Genomic DNA, 18,412 nt, shown 5'->3' on the forward strand with positions numbered 1-18,412 from the left:
CGCCCTTTTCATTTCAGGCGATGTCGGCGAGGTCCCAGCGCGGCTTGACGGTGAAGCTGTGCGCATCCGGGTCCAGGGTCGCCAGGCCCGCCTTGACCCGCTCGGCGGCCGCAAAGGCGATCATGGCGCCGTTGTCGGTGCACAGTTCCAGCGGCGGGAAATAGGCGCGCGCCTTGAGCGGCTTGAGCGCGGCGTCCAGCTTGGCGCGCAGCAATTGATTGGCGCCCACGCCGCCGGCCACCACCAGACGCTTCAGGCCGGTCTGTTTCAGGGCTTTGATGGCCTTGGCCGCCAGCACTTCCACGATGGCGGCCTGCGTGGCCGCGGCCAGGTCGGCGCGCGCCTGTTCGTCCAGCCCGCCGGCCGCCTCGGCAGCCTTGACCCGGGTCAGCACGGCCGTTTTCAGGCCACTGAAGCTGAAGTCCAGGTCGCCGCTGTGCAGCATGGGCCGCGGCAGGTCGAAACGCGCGGCGTCCCCGCTGGCGGCCAGCCTGGACAGCGCCGGCCCGCCCGGATAGCCCAGCCCCATCAGCTTGGCCGACTTGTCGAAGGCCTCGCCCGCCGCGTCGTCCAGCGTTTCGCCCAGCAATTCGTAGCGGCCCACGCCGTCCACCCGCATCAGCTGCGTATGCCCGCCGGAAACCAGCAGCGCCACGAAGGGGAATTCCGGCCGCGGATCCGCCAGCATCGGCGACAGCAGGTGGCCTTCGAGGTGATGGATGCCGATGGCGGGCAGATGGCGCGACCAGGCGAATGACTGCGCAACGCTGGCGCCCACCAGCAAGGCGCCCGCCAGGCCCGGCCCTGCCGTATAGGCGACCGCGCCGATATCGGACATCTGCAGGCCGGCTTCTTCCAGGACCTGCCGCGTCAGCGGCACGACCCGGCGGATATGGTCGCGCGAGGCGAGTTCCGGCACCACGCCCCCGTATTCCTGGTGCATGGCGATCTGGGTGTGCAGCGCGTGCGCCAGCAGACCGCGTTCGGTACAGACGGCTGCGACACCGGTTTCGTCGCAGGAGCTTTCAAAGCCGAGAATAATCATGGCGGCAGAGTTTACAACTGATGCGAAAATACGCCCGTTTATGAAAAACCGGCGGGCAACCCGGCCCGCCTACAACAACCCGCAATCCTGCAAACACATTGGGGACTCGAATGCTCGAGAAGCTATTCAAGCTGCGTGAACACGGCACGACAGCGCGCACGGAACTGGTCGCCGGCCTGACGACTTTCCTGACGATGTCGTACATCATCTTCGTCAATCCGGACATCCTGTCGTCAACCGGCATGGACCGCGATGCCGTGTTCGTCGCCACCTGCCTGGCCGCCGCGCTGGGCTCGCTGGTGATGGCGCTGATCGCCAACTGGCCGATCGGCATGGCGCCGGGCATGGGCCTGAATGCCTTCTTCGCATTCACCGTGGTCAAGACCATGGGCTACACCTGGGAACAGGCGCTGGGCGCCGTGTTCATCTCGGGCGTGATCTTCCTGTTCCTGACGTTCTCGGGCATCCGGGTCTGGCTGGTCAAGGGCATACCGCATTCGCTGCGCAGCGCCATCGCCGCGGGCATCGGGCTGTTCCTTGCCATTATCGCGCTATCCAGCGCCAACATCGTGGTCGCGCACCCGGCCACCAAGGTCACGCTGGGCGACCTGACCCAGCCCGGACCGCTGTTCGCCATCCTGGGCTTTTTCATCATCGCCGCGCTGGACGCCCTGCGCGTGCGCGGCGCCATCCTGATCGGCATCATCGTGGTCACGCTGCTGTCGATGGTACTGGGCTACAACGAGTTCAAGGGCATCTTCGCCGCACCGCCCAGCCTGGCGCCCACGCTCATGAAGCTGGACATCCTGGGCGCGCTGCACAGCGGCTTCGTGCATGTGATCCTGGTGTTCGTGCTGGTTGAAGTGTTTGACGCCACCGGCACGCTGGTGGGCGTGGCCAAACGCGCCGGCCTGGTGCCCGAGAACCGCCCCAATCGCCTGGGCCGCGCCTTGTTTGCCGACAGCACTGCCATTGTCGCGGGCTCGATGCTGGGCACCAGCAGCACCACCGCCTATGTGGAAAGCGCCTCCGGCGTGCAGGCTGGCGGCCGCACCGGCCTGACCGCGCTGGTCGTGGCGCTGCTGTTCCTGGCTGCCTTGTTCATTTCGCCCTTGGCCGGCGCCGTGCCTGCCTACGCCACCGCGCCCGCCCTGCTCTACGTGGCCGGCCTGATGATGCGCGAGCTGATCGACATCGATTGGAACGACGTCTGCGAAGCCACGCCGGCCGCGCTGACCGCGCTGGTCATGCCGTTCACGTACTCGATCGCCAACGGCATCGCCTTCGGTTTCATCAGCTACGTGGTGCTGAAGACCGCCACCGGCAAGATCCGCGACGTGCATCCCGCCACCTGGTTGGTCGCAGCGCTGTTCGTGATCCGCTACGCCTTCTTCCCAGGCTAGGCGCGGACGTAAGACCATCGGACAGAGCGGCTCAATCGCAGGGATAGCGCAATTCAATCAACCCGCCGCACCATAAGGTTGCTGGCGGGTCCGCTTGATTTCACCGATACACTCCCCATGTATAACGGCATATGGAGTCCGCCTTGCGCCTTACCCGCTTTGTTCCCGCCCTGTTGTCCTGTTCCGCCTCGAGCACGGAGGTGTCCGCATGAGCAGCCTGGCACGCATCCCTTTTTCCGTACTGGACCTGGCCCCGATTGTGCAGGGCCGCGACGCGGCCGACGCTTTCCGCAACACCGTCGCGGTCGCGCAGCACGTGGAACGCCTGGGCTACAAACGTTTCTGGCTGGCGGAACACCACAACATCAACGGCGTGGCCAGCAGCGCCACGGCCGTGCTGATCGGTCACGTGGCTTCGCACACCAATACGCTGCGCGTGGGTTCGGGCGGCGTCATGCTGCCCAACCACGCGCCGCTGATCATCGCCGAGCAGTTCGGCACCCTGGAAACGCTCTACCCCGGCCGCATCGATCTGGGCCTGGGCCGCGCGCCCGGCAGCGACGGCGCCACGCAGCACGCGCTGCGCCGTGGTCCTCGCAGCGGACTGGAGTTTCCGGCGCTGGTGGAAGAATTGCGCGGCTTCCTGGCGCCCTCGCGCCCCGGGCAACCGGTGCGCGCGATTCCCGGCGAAGGCCTGGACATTCCGATCTGGCTGCTGGGTTCCAGCGACTTCAGCGCCCGGCTTGCCGCGGAGCTGGGCCTGCCCTTCTCCTTTGCGGGACATTTCTCGCCCGAAGGCATGGCGGCCATGCGCCTCTACCGCCACCTGTTCAAGCCATCGGCAACGCTGGCCCGCCCCTACGCCATGATAGGCGTGCCCGTCGTGGCCGCCGAAACCGATGAGGCCGCCAGGCGCCAGGCCACCACCCAGCAGCTGAAGTTCCTGTCGCTGGTACGCGGCAACCGACTGCAGCTGCAGCCGCCCGTGGACAGCATGGACGGCCTGTGGAACGAATGGGAGCGCGAGGCTGTCCAACAAAGACTGGGCGCCGCCATCGTGGGCGGCCCGGATACCGTCCGGCGCGAACTGGAAGCCCTGGTCGCCGAGACCGAGGCCGACGAAGTCATGATCGTCTCGGATTTCTACGACATCGCAGACCGCCTGCGCTCGTTCGAGATTGTCGCTTCATTGAAAAACGGCGCCGCGGCAAGCACCGCGGCCTGAACGCGGCAGATTGCGCCCCCCGGGCGCCAACCATTGCGATGCGGCAGCCACACGCTCTACTATGACTCAAAGAGCACGGAAAACGCATCGCCTTATCGGGTCCGGGACCGGCACACCCCAGGCCTCCGACACCGCCTTTTGCGCCGCTCACGCGGCAAGGATTCAAAATGAGTATTGTTGAACTCACCAAAGACAGCTTCCAGGAAGCCATCACCCCCGACGGCACCCTGATCGTCGATTTCTGGGCGCCTTGGTGCGGCCCGTGCCGCGGTTTCGCGCCGGTTTTCGAGCAGGCCGCCACCGAGCACCCCGACGTCACGTTTGCCAAGGTCAACACGGACGTGGAGCAGGAACTGGCCGGCGCGCTGGGCATCCGCTCGATCCCGACCCTGATGGTTTTCCGCGAAAAGGTTCTGCTGTTCTCGCAACCGGGCGCCCTGTCCGGCGGCCAGCTCAACGAGCTGCTGGCCAAGATCAAGGAAGTGGACATGGAAAAGGTCCACCAGGAAATCGCCGCGGCCCAGAATGGGCAGGACGCTTGAGCGGGCACGGATGATGACGGGTCATGCGCGCTGAATGCCTGGCTTCTTGCCTGGGCTTTCACGCGCGGCATCCGTACTACGATTCCACTTCCCAGGCGGCGCGGCCGCGGGTGATGTTGGCGACCGTCACCTCCAGATCCGCCACCGCCGCGCGCGGCAGCGTGAACCGCAGCGCAACGCCTTCCTCATTGAAATCTTCTTGCAGGATCGTCGCGCCCGCCTGAGCCAGGCGCGACTTCAGCAGCGCCAGTTCGCCGAAGCCACAAGCGCAGGCGACAGTCGCCAGATCCACGATCTCCGTGCGCGCTCCCAGCCGCAGGCAATTGGCGGCGCAGCCACCGTAGGCGCGCACCAGTCCGCCTGCACCCAGCTTGATGCCCCCGTACCAGCGCACCACCAGCACCGCTACGCGATCCATGTCCTGGCCTTCGATGGCTTGCAGGATGGGACGTCCTGCCGTGCCGCCGGGCTCGCCGTCGTCATTGAAGCGATATTCCTGGCCGATGCGGTAGGCCCAGCAGTTATGGGTCGCTTCCGGATCGCTGTGCTGGGCAAAGAAGCGCATGGCTTCGTCCACCCCGGACACGGGCGCCGCATACGCGACGAAGCGGCTTTTCTTGATGTCTTCCTGGTAAGTGCAAGGAGCGGTCAGCGTGTGCGTCATGACCGGCATTGTATGTGCTGGCACTGCCGTCCCGCGCCATGCCGAAGGTTCGCAGCGAACGTCTTGCAGCGCCAGGACGCAGCCAATCAGGAGGCCGGCCTAGCCGTGGCAGTCAGGTACTTCCTGGTCCAGGTACACGTCGAAGGCCACGTCGCGCGCCCATTTCACCGTCATTGCCTTCCAGGCGCCGGCACGGTCCCAGGCACGCATTTCCTGACTCAGCCAGTTGCGGCTGGCGGAGTCGGACGCCGGTAGCAGCCACACGCGTTCGCGCCTGGCGCCATCGGCCGCCAGCGTCGAGGAGAATTTCTTCCATTCCGGGAAGCGCACCAGCGGTTCCCAGACCGCATCGTCCACCAGCCCGATGTCGCAGCTGCCTTCGCGCACGGCGACCAGCGCATCGGACGGCACGCGGTAGGTGCGCACCACGGCGCCCCAGCTCTCGGCCAGGGCGCGGGAAGCGGTTGCGGCCTCGGCCATGCAGACGCTACGGCCGCGCACGTCGGCGGGCCGGCGCAGGCTGGTATCGCTGCGGATTACGGCCTTGGGACGAGCGGCATAGCCCGTGGCTTGCATCGCGACGGCGTCGGGCTGGGCCGACGCGCCGTCGGTCAGGACTAGATCAACCTGCCCTGCCGCCAGCGCAGCAGCGGCCTGCTCCTGCGGCAATTGCACGAGGCGCACCGGCAGTCCCAAGCTTTGCCCCACTCTGTCGGTCATTGCGGCGTCCAGGCCGTCCGGCGTGCGGATCTTGGCGCCGGCCGCGGGCGGCGGCGCCAGGAAAGGCACTCCCACCACCAGTTCGCCGCGCGCCCGCGCCGCCGCGAAGGCTTCCGGCTGCGCCTGCGCGAGGCCGGACGCAGCCAGGCAGGCGCCAAGGACGAAGAGACGGATGCGGCCGATCATGCGGGACTCCTCCTGTCGCCCTCAGACGTACTGATAGCGCAGCAAGCGATGCTTGAGGTTTTCAAGCACGAACTGGTCGATCAGCGCGGCCAACACGGCGATGACCAGGATGTTGGTCATGACGCCGGTCATGTCGGCGATCTCGCCCGAATAGGCCAGCGAACGGCCCAGGCCCTTGCCGAAGCCGATCAGCATTTCCGCCGAGATCAGCGCGCGCCAGGCATTGCCGAACGCCAGTTGGGCGCCGGTGATCAGTTCCGGCATGACGGCCGGCAGGTAGACCCGCTTGACCAGGCCCCAGCGCGTGGCGCCCATGACGCGCGCCGCCGACACGTGCACGCGCTGCACGGATTCGGTGGCGTTCATCACGCTGAGCGCGGCCGGGAAGAACGCCGACAGCGCCACCACCACGATGATGGGCGTGTTGCCAAAGCCCATCACGATCAGGAACAGCGGCACCCAGGCAATCGACGGAATCGACTGCAGGATGACGATGGCGCTGCGCAAGACTTCGCGGAAGAAGAACAGCACCGCCGCCACCAGACCGAAGCCGATGCCGGCGGCCAGCGCCAGGCCGTAGCCCGCGCCCAGCCGGCCCAGCGTACCCAGCAGGCTCTGGTGGAAGGATTGCTTGCCCAGGTCCTCGAACAGGCGCTCGACGACCGCAGGCACGCCCGGCATCAGGAAGTCCGGCAGCGCGAACGCCGCCAGTTGCCACAGGGCCAGGATGAACAACACGCCCAGAACGCCCGCGAAATGCTTGCGGGCGCCGGTGACTCGGGTAGATGCGCTCAAAGCTTGCGAGCCTCTTGCCAGGACAGGTCGACGATGCTGGAGACGTCATACGGCTTGCCGTCGCGCGTCTTCAGCGAACCCTGGGCTTGCAGGATATCGGCGATTTCCTGCATGCGGCGGGTGTCCTTGTCGGTCAGCTTGGGCGTGAAGACCTGCGTGCCGATGGCTTCGGCGATGACGGTCTCGCGCGGCAGTTCGCCACGGGTCAGGGTCTTGAGCGTGGGCTCGGCGATGAAATACGAGGCGATCAGCTTGGAGGCCTGCGCGGGTTCCTTCTGCAGCAGCTGGATGGCCTGGTTCTGCGCGTCCAGCGCCTTCCAGACGTCGTCCTTGCGCTTAGCCAGCGTTTCGCCAGAGGTGATCACCACCATGCAAGGGAACGGCCAGGCCTGGCCCACTTCATAGATCTGCTTGACCGGCGCGATCAGCTGCGCGATGCGGTCGTAGGGTTCGAACAGGAAAGCCGCGTCCACGCGCTTGCCCACCAGCGACTGGACCGCCACCGCCGGGCTCACGCCCATGACGTTGACGTCATCGGCGGACAGGTTGCCCTGCTTGAGCACCACGCCCTTGAGGACCACGTCCGCGGTGCTGCCTTCGGCTTGGGACGCCAGGGTCTTGCCCTTCAACCCCGCGATGTCCTTGATGCCGGAATCGTCGCGCACGATCAGCGAGTGGTAGCCCTGCTGCGCGCCGCCCACGACCTTCAGGTCCGCGCCCTTGGAAGCCCAGGCCACGGCGTTGGTGAATCCCAGCACGCCGATGTCCAGCTGGCCGCCGACGATGGCCTTGATCAGGTCGGTACCCGACTTGAACTCGATCAGCTCGGAATCCAGCCCGGCCTTCTTGTAGTAGCCGCCCTCTTGCGCAACGATGGCTTGCGCATCGTCCATCACGCGCAGATAGCCCACGCGGAATTTCTCGGCGGCCATGGCGGGGGCCGCCGCCAGCAGCGCCGCGGCCAGCGGCAGGGACAGCCATTGCTTCAATTTCATGGGAAGTGCTCCAGGGTATGCAGGGCTGGCCGGCGCGCGGGCGCCGGCAGCAAGGATTCAGGTCAGGCGTGTCAGGCGGCCAGGGCCAGGTCGGCGTGCTCGCTGGAGCCGTCCACCGCGATGCCGAGCAGGCGCAGGATCTCGCGCTTCTCGGTAGCCAGACCGGACAGGTCATGGGTCTTTTCGCGGTGCGCCAGGTTGAATTCGCGCAGCACGCGAGCCGGGCGCGGGCTGAAGACGATGATGCGGTCGGCCAGGAACAGGGCCTCGTCCACGTCGTGGGTGACGAGCAGCACGGTGGGCTTTTCCTGGGCGATCAGCTGGCGCAGCACGTCTTGCAGGCTGAGCCTGGTCAGCGCGTCCAGCGCACCGAAAGGCTCGTCCATCAGCATGGTCTGGGGCTGGGCGATGAAGGCCCGCGCCAGCGCGGCGCGCTGGCGCATGCCGCCGGAAACCTGATGCGGGTAATAGTGTTCGAAGCCGGCCAGGCTGACGCGCGCCAACCATTGGCGGGCGGCTTCGCGGGCGCGGGCCTTGGGCGTGTTCTGGAATTCCAGCGCCAGCGCCACGTTGTCTTCCAGCGTCAGCCAGGGGTACAGCGCATGTTCCTGGAACACCAGGGTACGGCTGGGATGGGGGCCTGCGACCGCCTTGCCGTCGGCCAGCACGCTGCCTTCGGTGGGCTTTTCCAGACCGGCCGCCAGATGCAGCAAGGTGGACTTGCCGCAACCCGACGGGCCTACCAGGGCGACCAGTTCGCCGGCCTTGATTTCACTGGTAAAGCCGTCCACCACGGGCAGTTCGCCGAAGTGCTTGTGGACATGGTCGAAGGTCAGATTCATGGAACGTATCGTCGCGGGCCAAAAAATGAGCCTCCAATCTAACAATTCGTTATATGAATCCAAACTATCAATATTGAATGTCTTAACTTCTTTTCGTAATAAGGATCGAGTCCAACCCCGTCGGGAGCGCGGAGTGTAGAGGGACCCGCAATAGCCAAATCGAATCGATAACGCGCAAAACGATATTGGACCCCTGCCCCCTCCGTCATTAAGGTGAACCCAGACATAACGGGGTCCACCCCGATCGGAGCAACATGGAGCGAGACAACACCGCCGCCGCGCAACCGCGCGGCGCGCTATCCCATTTGAAGATCCTGGACCTGACCCGCGTGCTGGCCGGCCCATGGGCGACGCAGACGCTGGCCGACATGGGCGCGGACGTCATCAAGGTCGAGCGGCCCGAACACGGTGACGACACGCGCGGCTGGGGGCCTCCCTTCCTGACCGGCGCCGACGGCGCCGAAACCCGGGATTCGTCCTACTTCCTCAGCGCCAACCGCGGCAAGCGGTCGATTACCGTGGACCTCGCCACGGCCGAGGGCCAGGCGCTCATTGCGGAACTGGCCAAAGATTCCGACGTGCTGGTCGAGAACTACAAGGTCGGCACGCTGGCGCGCTACGGGCTGGACTATGAAAACCTGCGCGCCATCAATCCGCGCCTGATCTATTGCTCGATCACCGGTTTCGGCCAGGACGGCCCCTACGCGCCGCTGCCGGGCTACGACTTCGTGTTCCAGGGCATGGGCGGACTGATGAGCATCACCGGCGATCCGGCCGGCGAGCCGATGAAATCCGGCATTGCGATCACCGACCTGCTGACGGGCGTCTATGCCAGCACAGCCATACTGGCCGCGGTCGAGCACCGCCGCGTCAGCGGCGTGGGGCAATACATCGACATGTCGTTGCTGGACTGCGTGATCACGATCTCGTCTTACCAGGCCATCAATTACTTCCTGTCCGGACGGGTGCCGCAGCGCATGGGCAATGCCCATTCCAACATGGTTCCCTACCAGGTGTTCGCCTGCAAGGAAGGCTCGGTCATCGTCGCTGTCGGCAATGACGGCCAGTACCGCGCATTCTGCGGCGCCATCGGTCGCGCCGACCTGGCCGCCGATGAACGCTACGCCACGGCCGGGCAGCGCAACCGCAACCGCGACACGCTGATCCCGCCGATCGCCGAGGCCATGTGCGCGCGCACCATGCTGGAATGGGTGGAAATACTGCAGGCGGTGAACGTGCCCTGCGGCCCCATCTACAACATCGAGCAAGTCTTCCAGGACCCACACGTGCGCCATCGCGGCATGCAGCTATCGCTGCCCCACGCATCGGGCGTGGACACGCCGGCCGTGGCCAATCCCATCCGCATGCGCGACACCCCCATGCGCTACGACCGGGCCGCGCCCACGCTGGGCCAGCACACCGACAGCGTGCTGCGCGAACGGCTGGGCCTGGACGACAGCCGCATCGCCGAACTTAAAACACGCGGAATCATCTGACCCCAGCCGCCGGACAGGCGGCCATGACAACAACCCAGGAGACACCACCATGCGCATCATTACCGCCGCGGTCTGCGGCGCCCTGACACTGGCGGCCGTCGCGGCCGCGCCCGCGTTGGCCCAGGACGGCCCGGTCCGCTTCATCGTGCCCTATCCGCCTGGCGGCGCCGCCGACCAGATCACGCGCCTGGTGGCGCAGGAAATGAGCAAGGGCGGCGGCGAGACCATCATCGTCGAGAACAAGCCGGGCGCTGCCGGCATGATCGCCGCGGACTACGTCGCCCGCGCCAAGCCTGACGGCAAGACCTTCTTCGTCGGCTCCAACGCGCCGCTGGTCATAAACCAGGCGCTATACGCGAAGATGACCTACAACCCGGCCAAGGACTTCGTGCCGGTCTCGGGGCTGGCCAAGTCGCCGCTCCTGCTGGTGGTGCGGCACGACCTGCCGGCACGCGACGTGAAGGCGCTGATCGCCCTGGGCAAGCAGTCCCCCGGCAAGCTGACGATGGGTTCGGCCGGCACCGGCAACATCACCTATCTTGCCGGCGAGTACGCCGTCAGCAAGCTGGGCTTCCAGGTCACGCATGTGCCCTACCAGGGCAGCGCGCCCGCCATCGTTGGCCTGATGGGCAGCAGCACCGACATGATGTTCGACGCGCTGCCATCCAGCATGGCCCAGGCGCAGGCCGGCAAGATCCGCCCCTTCGCCGTGCTCGACGACAAGCGCTTCGCCGGCCTGCCCGACGTGCCCACCGCCGCCGAGCTGGGCTATGCCGGCATAGACGCCAGCGCCTGGTTCGGACTGGTGGCACCCGCCGACACGCAGCCCGCCGTCGTCCAGAGCATGAACCGCGGCGTGAACCAGGCGCTGCAGCAGCCGGAATTGCAACGCAAGCTCACGCAGATCGGCGCGGTGTCCATGCCGGGCGACGCCCAGGTGTTCGCCGCCTTCGTGCAGGCAGAGCGCGACCGCTGGCTACCGGTCGCCCGCGACCTGGGCCTGAAGGCCCAGTAAGGGAGTCCGCCATGATCACCTTGGACTCCATCGCGGCGTTGCGCGCCTTTTCCGGACAACCTGCCGCCCTCACGCCCTGGCAGGCGGTAGACCAGGACACCATCAACCGCTTCGGCCTGGCCACCGGCGATACGCAGTGGATCCACATGGATCCGCAGCGCGCGCAGGCCGAATCCCCCTACGGCGCGGCCATTGCGCACGGCCTGCTGACGCTCTCCCTGCTGCCCAGCCTGTACGCATCCGCCATCCGCTTTCCCAACCGCAGGCTGGCGGTGAACTACGGCTTTGACCGCGTGCGCTTCACGCAGGCGGTCAAGGCGGGCGCACGCATCCGCGGTGCGTTCGCGCTGGCTGGCGTGGACGAGCTGCCCGACGGCCAGGCGCGTCTGGCCTGGGATGTGCGCATCGACATCGATGGCGAGGAACGGCCGGCGCTGGTCGCGCGCTGGCTCACGCAGATCGCGTATCACCCAGCCCAAAAGGAGCAGGCATGACACTGAAGATCACCCGCCACGGCGCCACCGCCGTGCTGGCCATGGACCGGCCCGATCAGCGCAACGCGCTCAGCCTTGAGATGCGCGATGCGTTCGCGCATGCCCTGCCGGAACTGCGCGAGGACGACGGCATCAAGGCCGTCGTGCTGACGGGTTCAGGCGGGCATTTCTGCGCCGGCGGCGACATCAAGTCCATCGCCCAGGCGCATGCGGCGGGCCTGGACGCCTTCGAAGGACGGGAACGCATCCGCAAGATCCACCGCTGGTACGACGCGCTGGTGGATCTGGAAAAACCGGTCATCAGCGCTGTCGAAGGCGTTGCCTTCGGCGCCGGCCTGTCGCTGGCGCTTTGCGCGGACTACGCCATCGCGCGGCGCGGCGCCACCTTCTGCGCCGTGTTCGCCCGCATCGGCTATGTGCCCGACATGCTGGGCATGTATCTGCTGCCACGGGCGGTCGGCCTGGCGCGCGCCAAGGAACTGGTGTTCACGGCGCGGGTCTGCGAGGCCGAGGAGGCGCTGCAGCTGGGCCTGGTGCAGGCCTTGTGCGACGGCGACCCGCTGGAACAGGCGCTGGCCATGGCCGAACGCTTCCATGCGGCGCCGACGCAGGCGCTGGGCCTGGCCAAGACGATCATGAACCGGACTTTCGAGTCCAGCCGCGAGGACATCTATGCGCAAGAGGCCATGGCCCAGGCCATCTGCCGCGACAGCGCGTTCCATCGCGACGCCGCCCGGCGTTTCGTGGAAAAACTGCCTCCTGCCTACAAATGGGATTGAATGACAAGGGATTGAACGACATGCCGACAGAAACCCAAGCTGCCGAACCCGGACCCCAGGCCCGCTACGAGGCCTATCTGGACGAAGGCCGTTTCATGCTGCAGCGCGACCGCGCCAGCGGCGAGTTTTTCTTCTATCCGCGCGTGGCCGCGCCGCGCAGCGGCTCACGCGACCTGGAATGGGCCGCCCCCAGCGGGCTCGGCCGGGTCCATGCCGCCACCGTGATCCATCCGCGCCCGCCCGAAACGCCCTACAGCGTCGTGCTGATCGACCTGGACGAAGGGCCACGGCTGATGTCGCGGGTGGACGGCATTCCCGCGCAGGAGGTGCGTATCGGCGCCCGGGTGCGCGCCCGCGTCATCCAGGAGGCCGGACGCGGCGTGCTGGTATTCGAACCCACGGCGGAGCAGGCATGACCCAAGACCGTTTCCCGCGCGGCAAGGCCGCCATCGTGGCCGGCGCCACCTACGGCATAGGCCAGATGCCCGGCATGAGTTCCATGGACCTCGCGGTTGGGGCCAGCCTGGCGGCCCTGGACCAGGCGGGACTGCGCCCCGACCAGGTCGACGGCCTGTTCATCGGCCTGCCCGACGACTTCATGTCCGGCCTGGGCTTTGCCGAATACCTGGGCATCTCGCCGCGCCTGACCGACAACAACCGCACCGGCGGATCCTCCTTCCTGACCCATGCCATGTGGGCCGCGCTGGCGCTGGAGGCGGGCCAATGCGACGTGGCGCTGATCGCCTACGGCAGCAACCAGCGCAGCGGCGCGGGCAAGCTGGTCAGTTCCATGCGTCCGTCTCCCAACGAGGCGCCTTACCGGCTGGCACGCCCGGTGGGCGCCTATGCGCTGGCGGCTTCACGCTACGCCCACCAGTACGGATTGAAGCGCGAACAGCTGGGCGCGGTCGCCATCGCCGCGCGCCAATGGGCCATGCTCAATCCCGAGGCCGCCATGCGCGAGCCACTGGACATGGCGCAATATCTGTCGGCCCGCATGGTGGCCGAGCCCCTGAGCGTGCGCGACTGCTGCCTGGTGACCGACGGCGCGGCCGCCGTGGTGATGACCCGCGCCGACCGCGCCCGCGACCACTGCGCCCGGCCCGCCTACCTGCTGGGCGCAGCCGCCGCCACCGACCATCGCGAGATCACCAACATGCCCGACCTGACGGTGACCGCCGCCGTGCGCAGCGGTGCGCGCGCCTACGCCCAGGCCGGCGTGCGTCCGCAGGACATCGACGTGCTGGAGCTGTACGACGCTTTCACCATCAACCCCATCCTGTTCCTCGAAGACCTGGGATTCTGCGCCAAGGGCGAAGGCGCGGCCTTCGTTGAAAACGGCCGCATCGCGCCGGGCGGCGAACTGCCGGTCAACACCAACGGCGGCGGCCTGTCCTGCGTGCATCCCGGCATGTACGGCCTGTTCACCATGGTCGAAGCCTACGTCCAGCTGGCCGCCCTGGGCGGCGCGCGCCAGGTACCTGGCGCCAGCCTGGCGCTGGCGCACGGCAACGGCGGCGAACTCTCCAGCCAGGCCACGTTGATCCTGGGCGCGGCCGAAACGCTCTGAACCCCACAAGGAAAACCATGAATCACACTGCTTATCTGCTCGACCAACGCAGCATCATCGTGACGGGCGCTGCCCAAGGCATAGGCCGCGCCATCAGCGAACTGGCCATGCAATTGGGCGCGCGCGTCACGGCCGTGGACATGAACGCCGATGCGCTCGCCGCGTTTGAGCGCGAGGCGCCGCAAGGCCAGTTGCTGACCCTGGCCGGCGACGTGTCGGACCCGGCCTTCGCCGAAGCGGCGGTGGCGCAGACGGCCGAACGTTTCGGCACGGTCGACGGTCTGGTGAACAACGCCGGCATCACGCGCACCGCCATGATAGAAAAGATGACCCAGGAAGCCTGGCAGAAGGTGATCGACGTACACCTGACCGGTTCCTTCCAGTTCCTGCAGGCCGTCGGCCGCCATATGCTGGCGACAGCGCGCGAGACCGGCAAGCCCGGCGGATCGGTAGTCAACATCACCTCGGACGCCGGACGCCGCGGCACCATCGGCCAGATCAACTACGCCGCGGCCAAGTCGGGCGTGCTGGGGCTGACCATGAGCGCGGCGCGCGAATGGGGCAAATACGGGATACGGGTCAACACCATCGGCTTTGGCGTGGTGGAAACGCCCATGACGGAAACCATACGCGGGGACAAGTTCCGCGACACCTATCTGTCGCAAATCCCGCTGGGTCGCTTCGGCCAGCCTGAGGAGGTGGCCTGGCCGGTGTGCTTCCTGCTATCGGATGCCGCCTCGTACATGACGGGGCAGCATCTTTATGCCAATGGCGGAATGACCATCGGCATGTAAGCCTGGTCCGGGGCCGCCGCGCCTGGCGGCCCGCGGCGTCCTCAGGCGTCGATGCCGCGCGAGGTCAGGTAGTCGTCGTAGCCGCCGCGGTAGTCGACGATCTCGCCCGTGGGCAGGATTTCGATCACGCGCGTGGCCAGGCCGGAAACGAACTCGCGGTCATGCGACACGAACACCAGCGTGCCTTCGTACTTTTCCAGCGCGAACTGCAGCGACTCGATCGATTCCATGTCCAGGTGGTTGGTGGGTTCGTCGAGCAGCATGACGTTGTGCCGGCCCAGCATCAGGCGGCCGAAGGTCATGCGGTTCTTTTCGCCACCGGACAGCACCTTGGGCGCCTTGGGCAGGTCGTCCGCCGAGAACAGCAGGCGGCCCAGCACCGAACGGATGGACTGGTCATCGTCGCCCGGCTGGCGGTGGTCGCCCATCCAGTCCAGCAGATTGATGTCGGTCTGCAGGAACTGGTCGGACACGTCCTGCGCCATGTAGCCCAGGTCGGCGTTTTCGGACCACTTCACGTCGCCCGAATCGGGTTGCAGGTCGGTGGCCAGGAGGCGCAGCAGCGTGGTCTTGCCGACGCCGTTGGCGCCGATGATGGCGATCTTCTCGCCCGCGTCGACCATGGCCGAGAACTTGCGGATGACGGGCGCGTCGTAGGCCTTGGTCAGGTTCTCGACGGTGACCGCCAGGCGGTGCATGACCTTGTTCTGTTCGAAGCGGATGTACGGGTTCTGGCGCGACGAGGGCTTGACCACGACCTGGTCGGCCTTGATGCGGTCGATCTGCTTCAGGCGCGAAGTGGCTTGACGCGACTTGGACTTGTTGGCGGCGAAGCGGCGCACGAAGTCCTGCAGTTCGGCGACGCGTTCCTTGGCCTTGGCGTTGTTGGACACCAGGCGTTCGCGCGCCTGGGTGGACGCCAGCATGTAGTCATCGTAGTTGCCGGCGTAGATGCGGATCTCACCATAGTCCACGTCGGCCATGTGCGTGCACACCTGGTTCAGGAAGTGGCGGTCGTGGCTGATGATGATCATCGTGCTCTGGTAGCCGTTGAGCACGTTTTCCAACCAGCGGATGGTGTTGATGTCCAGGTTGTTGGTCGGCTCGTCCAGCAGCAGCACGTCGGGATTCGAGAACAGGGCCTGTGCCAGCAGCACGCGCAGCTTCCAGCCCGGCGCCACTTCGCGCATGGGCAGGTTGTGCTGGTCGACGGCGATTTCCAGGCCCAGCAGCAGTTCGCCGGCGCGGGCTTCGGCGGTATAGCCGTCGTACTCGGCGAACTTGGCCTCCAGGTCGGCCGCGCGCATGTAGTCGTCTTCGGTCGCTTCCGGGTTGGCGTAGATGGCGTCACGCTCGGACATGGCGGCCCACATCTCGGTGTGGCCCATCATGACCACGTCCAGCACGCGCAGGTCTTCAAACGCGAACTGGTCCTGGCGCAGCTTGCCCAGGCGCACGCCCGGCTCCAGCGACACGTTGCCCGCCGATGCTTCCAGGTCGCCGCCGATGATCTTCATGAAGGTCGACTTGCCGGAACCGTTGGCCCCGATCAGCCCGTAGCGGTTGCCTTCCCCGAACTTGACGCTGACGTTCTCGAAAAGGGGTTTGGGGCCGAACTGGATGGTGAGATTGGCGGTGGATATCACGGTGTGTTTTAGAGGCTAAAGGCGTCTGGGACGCGTGCGGGAAACCTGACATTGTACCAAGCCCGCTTGACGCCCGCCCTGCCCCACGCTTGGCGCCCCCGCAATCCGCCTCGGAAGCCGGACCGGGAGCGGTCTTCCCGCCGCCCACGCGCCTACCCGCCGCTACCGGTTGACGTCGATGACGTACCTGCCGCGATTGCCGCCCGCCATCATTCTTGCGGCAAGCGCCGGCACCTGTCCCAAGCCAGCCGTCATCACAATATCGGCGAACGGCGTATCGGCGTACACCCGCCCCAGCCGCTCCCAGGCCTCGCGGCGCCGCGCAACCGGACACATCACCGAGTCCACCCCCAACAGGCGGACGCCGCGCAGGATGAAGGGCATGACCGTGGCAGGCAGGTCGACTCCGCCAGCCAGGCCGCAAGCCGCGACCGCGCCACCGTACTCCGTCGAGGCCAGCACCCGTGCCAGCACGGCCGATCCCACCGTGTCCACCGCGCCGGCCCAGCGCTGGTTCTCCAGGGGTTTGGAAGCCTGCGCCCACTCCGCGCCCGCAAGCACTTCGGTCGCGCCCAACGAAATCAGATAGGGATGCACGGCCTCGCGCCCGGGCTGCACCAGCGCCGCGACCCGGTACCCCAGGCGTGCCAGGAGCGCCACCGCCACGCTGCCGACCCCGCCGGACGCGCCAGTCACCAGCACCGTGCCGCTTCCTGGACCGATACCCGCGGCTTCCAATTCCATGACGCATAGCATGGCGGTCAAACCTGCCGTGCCGATAGCCATGGCCTTGAAGCTGTCAAGGCCCGGCGCCAGCGGCACCAGCCATTCCGACTTGACGCGCTGCACTTGGGCATAGCCGCCCCAATAGCGCTCGCCGACGCTCCAGCCGGTCAGCACCACCGGCGTTCCAACAGGATAGTCCGGCGCGTCAGAGTCAATCACGGTACCGGCCAGATCGATCCCAGGCACCATGGGAAAGTCGCGCACGATCCTGCCGGTGCCGGTTACGGCCATTGCATCCTTGTAGTTCAGGCTGGAGTAATCGACCTTGACCGTCACGTCCCCGGCCGGCAGTTGGGCGATGCTCAACTCCTGCAAATGGCACTGCGTCTTGCCGTCCTCCTGCGTCAGCACCAGGGCCTTGAATGGGTGGTCATGCTTCATGCTGCGTTCCTTTGTAGTTGGTTGGGTGTCAGTCCACCCGGCTGCCCGAGAGCTGCACGAGTTCGCCCCAGCTGCGGTATTCCTGGCGCAACAGCTGCGAAAATTCCTCCGGCGTATCGACGCGCGCGAACGCGCCGATGGCCTTGAGCGACTGGGCCAGCGCCGGCGTGGCGACCGCATCGCGGATTTCCTGGTTCATGCGCCGCACGACCGGCTGGGGCGTCCCTTTCGGAAACAGCATCCCCAGCCAGGGGTTGGCCTGGAAGCCGGGGTAGCCCGCTTCGGCGAAAGTCGGCGTATCCGGCAGCATGGGCAGGCGCTGGCTCGCACCCACCGCCAGCGCCTTCAGGCGACCGGACTGGATATGCGGCAGGGTCACCGCCACCGTGTCCAGGCCGATGGCGACGTTGCCGGCGATCATGTCGGTCATGGCTTTGGCGCTGCCCTGATACGGGATATGCGTCAGCTGCAGCTTGGCCTCGCGCTCCAGCATCACCATGCCCAGGTGCGACAGGGTGCCGTTGCCCGACGAGGAAAAATTCAACGCGCCGGGATGACGCTGCGCGTACTCCCGCAAGCTCGCCACGTCGCTGAACGGCTGAGCGGCATTGGCCACCAGCACCATGGGCAGGTCGGCCACCAGGCCGACGGGTTCAAAGTCCCGCAAAGTGTCGTAGCCGGTCGATTTGTAGAGGTGCGGATTGCTGACCAGCGACGCGGTCGCCGACAGCATCATGGTGTAGCCGTCGGGCGCGGCTTTCGCCAGCGCCGCCAAAGCAATGCTGCCGCCCTGCCCGGGCCGGTTCTCCACGATCACGGGCTGGTTCAATCTGGCCGACAGCCTCTCGGCCAGCAGCCGCGCCACCGCGTCCGTCGCCTGACCGGGCGGGAAGCCCACCAGCAGCTTGACCGGCTTGGCGGGCCACTCGGGTCCGGCCTGTGCTGGCGTCGCCGTGATCAGGCCCGCTGCCAAGATCCATCCTGCTGTCCATGCGCGCATCGTCGTCTCCTCCTGGTGGCGCCCGGAGCCTGTC

The 18,412-nt window shown here is 66.8% G+C and carries 19 protein-coding genes; 10 read left to right on the top strand and 9 right to left on the bottom strand.

The window, feature by feature from the left end; translation table 11 throughout:
• Nucleotides 1–13: 13 nt before the first annotated feature.
• Entirely contained in the window at nucleotides 14–1,045 is a 1,032-nt protein-coding gene (tsaD, locus tag AC3WOB_RS13135; RefSeq protein WP_492275260.1) for a tRNA (adenosine(37)-N6)-threonylcarbamoyltransferase complex transferase subunit TsaD, read from the bottom strand.
• A gap of 110 nt (nucleotides 1,046–1,155) precedes the next feature.
• Between tsaD and AC3WOB_RS13140 the strand changes: the two genes are divergently transcribed.
• From AC3WOB_RS13140 to AC3WOB_RS13150, 3 genes are all read left to right on the top strand, one after another.
• Nucleotides 1,156–2,448 carry an NCS2 family permease gene (locus AC3WOB_RS13140; RefSeq protein WP_207465190.1) on the top strand — a complete coding sequence of 431 codons (1,293 nt, stop codon included), beginning with the start codon at nucleotides 1,156–1,158 and terminating at the stop codon, nucleotides 2,446–2,448.
• A gap of 208 nt (nucleotides 2,449–2,656) precedes the next feature.
• Nucleotides 2,657–3,673 carry an LLM class flavin-dependent oxidoreductase gene (locus AC3WOB_RS13145; RefSeq protein WP_013394054.1) on the top strand — a complete coding sequence of 339 codons (1,017 nt, stop codon included), beginning with the start codon at nucleotides 2,657–2,659 and terminating at the stop codon, nucleotides 3,671–3,673.
• Nucleotides 3,674–3,840: 167 nt separating this feature from the next.
• Entirely contained in the window at nucleotides 3,841–4,215 is a 375-nt protein-coding gene (locus AC3WOB_RS13150) for a thioredoxin family protein (protein WP_013394055.1), read from the top strand.
• 76 nt (nucleotides 4,216–4,291) lie between these two features.
• On the opposite strand, the gene AC3WOB_RS13155 is transcribed toward AC3WOB_RS13150, so the two are convergent.
• The 5 genes from AC3WOB_RS13155 to AC3WOB_RS13175 form a co-directional block, all read right to left on the bottom strand.
• Complete coding sequence (locus AC3WOB_RS13155) at nucleotides 4,292–4,879, bottom strand: IMPACT family protein (protein WP_492275261.1); 588 nt, start codon at nucleotides 4,877–4,879, stop codon at nucleotides 4,292–4,294.
• Nucleotides 4,880–4,978: 99 nt separating this feature from the next.
• Nucleotides 4,979–5,785 carry a transporter substrate-binding domain-containing protein gene (locus AC3WOB_RS13160; protein ID WP_492275262.1) on the bottom strand — a complete coding sequence of 269 codons (807 nt, stop codon included), beginning with the start codon at nucleotides 5,783–5,785 and terminating at the stop codon, nucleotides 4,979–4,981.
• 21 nt (nucleotides 5,786–5,806) lie between these two features.
• The gene (locus tag AC3WOB_RS13165; RefSeq protein ID WP_013394058.1) at nucleotides 5,807–6,580 is read right to left on the bottom strand and encodes an ABC transporter permease; all 774 of its coding nucleotides are present in this window, start codon (nucleotides 6,578–6,580) and stop codon (nucleotides 5,807–5,809) included.
• Entirely contained in the window at nucleotides 6,577–7,575 is a 999-nt protein-coding gene (locus AC3WOB_RS13170; RefSeq protein WP_013394059.1) for an ABC transporter substrate-binding protein, read from the bottom strand. Before AC3WOB_RS13170 ends, AC3WOB_RS13165 begins: the two co-directional genes overlap by 4 nt.
• A 71-nt stretch (nucleotides 7,576–7,646) precedes the next feature.
• Nucleotides 7,647–8,417, bottom strand: a complete 771-nt coding sequence (locus AC3WOB_RS13175; protein WP_013394060.1) for an ABC transporter ATP-binding protein — start codon at nucleotides 8,415–8,417, stop codon at nucleotides 7,647–7,649.
• A gap of 254 nt (nucleotides 8,418–8,671) precedes the next feature.
• Between AC3WOB_RS13175 and AC3WOB_RS13180 the strand changes: the two genes are divergently transcribed.
• From AC3WOB_RS13180 to AC3WOB_RS13210, 7 genes are read left to right on the top strand one after another with little or no spacing between them, the layout of a single operon-like run.
• Nucleotides 8,672–9,913, top strand: a complete 1,242-nt coding sequence (locus AC3WOB_RS13180) for a CaiB/BaiF CoA transferase family protein (RefSeq protein WP_492275263.1) — start codon at nucleotides 8,672–8,674, stop codon at nucleotides 9,911–9,913.
• Between the two features lie 49 nt (nucleotides 9,914–9,962).
• The gene (locus AC3WOB_RS13185; RefSeq protein WP_492275264.1) at nucleotides 9,963–10,928 is read left to right on the top strand and encodes a Bug family tripartite tricarboxylate transporter substrate binding protein; all 966 of its coding nucleotides are present in this window, start codon (nucleotides 9,963–9,965) and stop codon (nucleotides 10,926–10,928) included.
• Nucleotides 10,929–10,939: 11 nt separating this feature from the next.
• Nucleotides 10,940–11,422: a MaoC family dehydratase gene (locus tag AC3WOB_RS13190; protein WP_013394063.1), complete on the top strand. Its 483-nt coding sequence runs from the start codon at nucleotides 10,940–10,942 to the stop codon at nucleotides 11,420–11,422.
• Nucleotides 11,419–12,201 carry an enoyl-CoA hydratase/isomerase family protein gene (locus AC3WOB_RS13195; RefSeq protein WP_492275265.1) on the top strand — a complete coding sequence of 261 codons (783 nt, stop codon included), beginning with the start codon at nucleotides 11,419–11,421 and terminating at the stop codon, nucleotides 12,199–12,201. The genes AC3WOB_RS13190 and AC3WOB_RS13195 overlap by 4 nt, the downstream gene beginning before the upstream one ends.
• Before the next feature lie 20 nt (nucleotides 12,202–12,221).
• On the top strand, nucleotides 12,222–12,617 hold the full coding sequence (locus AC3WOB_RS13200) for a Zn-ribbon domain-containing OB-fold protein (RefSeq protein ID WP_492275266.1): 396 nt from the start codon (nucleotides 12,222–12,224) through the stop codon (nucleotides 12,615–12,617).
• Entirely contained in the window at nucleotides 12,614–13,771 is a 1,158-nt protein-coding gene (locus AC3WOB_RS13205; protein WP_492275267.1) for a thiolase family protein, read from the top strand. Before AC3WOB_RS13200 ends, AC3WOB_RS13205 begins: the two co-directional genes overlap by 4 nt.
• Before the next feature lie 17 nt (nucleotides 13,772–13,788).
• On the top strand, nucleotides 13,789–14,565 hold the full coding sequence (locus AC3WOB_RS13210) for an SDR family NAD(P)-dependent oxidoreductase (RefSeq protein ID WP_013394067.1): 777 nt from the start codon (nucleotides 13,789–13,791) through the stop codon (nucleotides 14,563–14,565).
• Between the two features lie 41 nt (nucleotides 14,566–14,606).
• Here the strand turns inward: AC3WOB_RS13210 and AC3WOB_RS13215 are convergent, their stop codons facing one another.
• From AC3WOB_RS13215 to AC3WOB_RS13225, 3 genes are all read right to left on the bottom strand, one after another.
• A complete protein-coding gene (locus AC3WOB_RS13215; RefSeq protein ID WP_013394068.1) occupies nucleotides 14,607–16,211 on the bottom strand; it encodes an ABC-F family ATPase in 1,605 nt (534 codons plus the stop codon).
• Nucleotides 16,212–16,373: 162 nt separating this feature from the next.
• On the bottom strand, nucleotides 16,374–17,378 hold the full coding sequence (locus AC3WOB_RS13220) for an MDR family oxidoreductase (RefSeq protein ID WP_492275268.1): 1,005 nt from the start codon (nucleotides 17,376–17,378) through the stop codon (nucleotides 16,374–16,376).
• Between the two features lie 28 nt (nucleotides 17,379–17,406).
• Nucleotides 17,407–18,378 carry a Bug family tripartite tricarboxylate transporter substrate binding protein gene (locus AC3WOB_RS13225; RefSeq protein ID WP_492275269.1) on the bottom strand — a complete coding sequence of 324 codons (972 nt, stop codon included), beginning with the start codon at nucleotides 18,376–18,378 and terminating at the stop codon, nucleotides 17,407–17,409.
• Nucleotides 18,379–18,412 lie beyond the last annotated feature (34 nt).

The organism is Achromobacter sp. FW305-C-30-7 (assembly GCF_058783105.1).

Bases quoted from the DNA above. Each gene is read 5' to 3' on its own strand.
- tsaD (WP_492275260.1), bottom strand. From the start codon at position 1,045: ATGATTATTCTCGGCTTTGAAAGCTCCTGCGACGAAACCGGTGTCGCA.
- AC3WOB_RS13140 (WP_207465190.1), top strand. From the start codon at position 1,156: ATGCTCGAGAAGCTATTCAAGCTGCGTGAACACGGCACGACAGCGCGC.
- AC3WOB_RS13145 (WP_013394054.1), top strand. From the start codon at position 2,657: ATGAGCAGCCTGGCACGCATCCCTTTTTCCGTACTGGACCTGGCCCCG.
- AC3WOB_RS13150 (WP_013394055.1), top strand. From the start codon at position 3,841: ATGAGTATTGTTGAACTCACCAAAGACAGCTTCCAGGAAGCCATCACC.
- AC3WOB_RS13155 (WP_492275261.1), bottom strand. From the start codon at position 4,879: ATGACGCACACGCTGACCGCTCCTTGCACTTACCAGGAAGACATCAAG.
- AC3WOB_RS13160 (WP_492275262.1), bottom strand. From the start codon at position 5,785: ATGATCGGCCGCATCCGTCTCTTCGTCCTTGGCGCCTGCCTGGCTGCG.
- AC3WOB_RS13170 (WP_013394059.1), bottom strand. From the start codon at position 7,575: ATGAAATTGAAGCAATGGCTGTCCCTGCCGCTGGCCGCGGCGCTGCTG.
- AC3WOB_RS13175 (WP_013394060.1), bottom strand. From the start codon at position 8,417: ATGAATCTGACCTTCGACCATGTCCACAAGCACTTCGGCGAACTGCCC.
- AC3WOB_RS13180 (WP_492275263.1), top strand. From the start codon at position 8,672: ATGGAGCGAGACAACACCGCCGCCGCGCAACCGCGCGGCGCGCTATCC.
- AC3WOB_RS13185 (WP_492275264.1), top strand. From the start codon at position 9,963: ATGCGCATCATTACCGCCGCGGTCTGCGGCGCCCTGACACTGGCGGCC.
- AC3WOB_RS13190 (WP_013394063.1), top strand. From the start codon at position 10,940: ATGATCACCTTGGACTCCATCGCGGCGTTGCGCGCCTTTTCCGGACAA.
- AC3WOB_RS13195 (WP_492275265.1), top strand. From the start codon at position 11,419: ATGACACTGAAGATCACCCGCCACGGCGCCACCGCCGTGCTGGCCATG.
- AC3WOB_RS13200 (WP_492275266.1), top strand. From the start codon at position 12,222: ATGCCGACAGAAACCCAAGCTGCCGAACCCGGACCCCAGGCCCGCTAC.
- AC3WOB_RS13205 (WP_492275267.1), top strand. From the start codon at position 12,614: ATGACCCAAGACCGTTTCCCGCGCGGCAAGGCCGCCATCGTGGCCGGC.
- AC3WOB_RS13210 (WP_013394067.1), top strand. From the start codon at position 13,789: ATGAATCACACTGCTTATCTGCTCGACCAACGCAGCATCATCGTGACG.
- AC3WOB_RS13220 (WP_492275268.1), bottom strand. From the start codon at position 17,378: ATGAAGCATGACCACCCATTCAAGGCCCTGGTGCTGACGCAGGAGGAC.
- AC3WOB_RS13225 (WP_492275269.1), bottom strand. From the start codon at position 18,378: ATGCGCGCATGGACAGCAGGATGGATCTTGGCAGCGGGCCTGATCACG.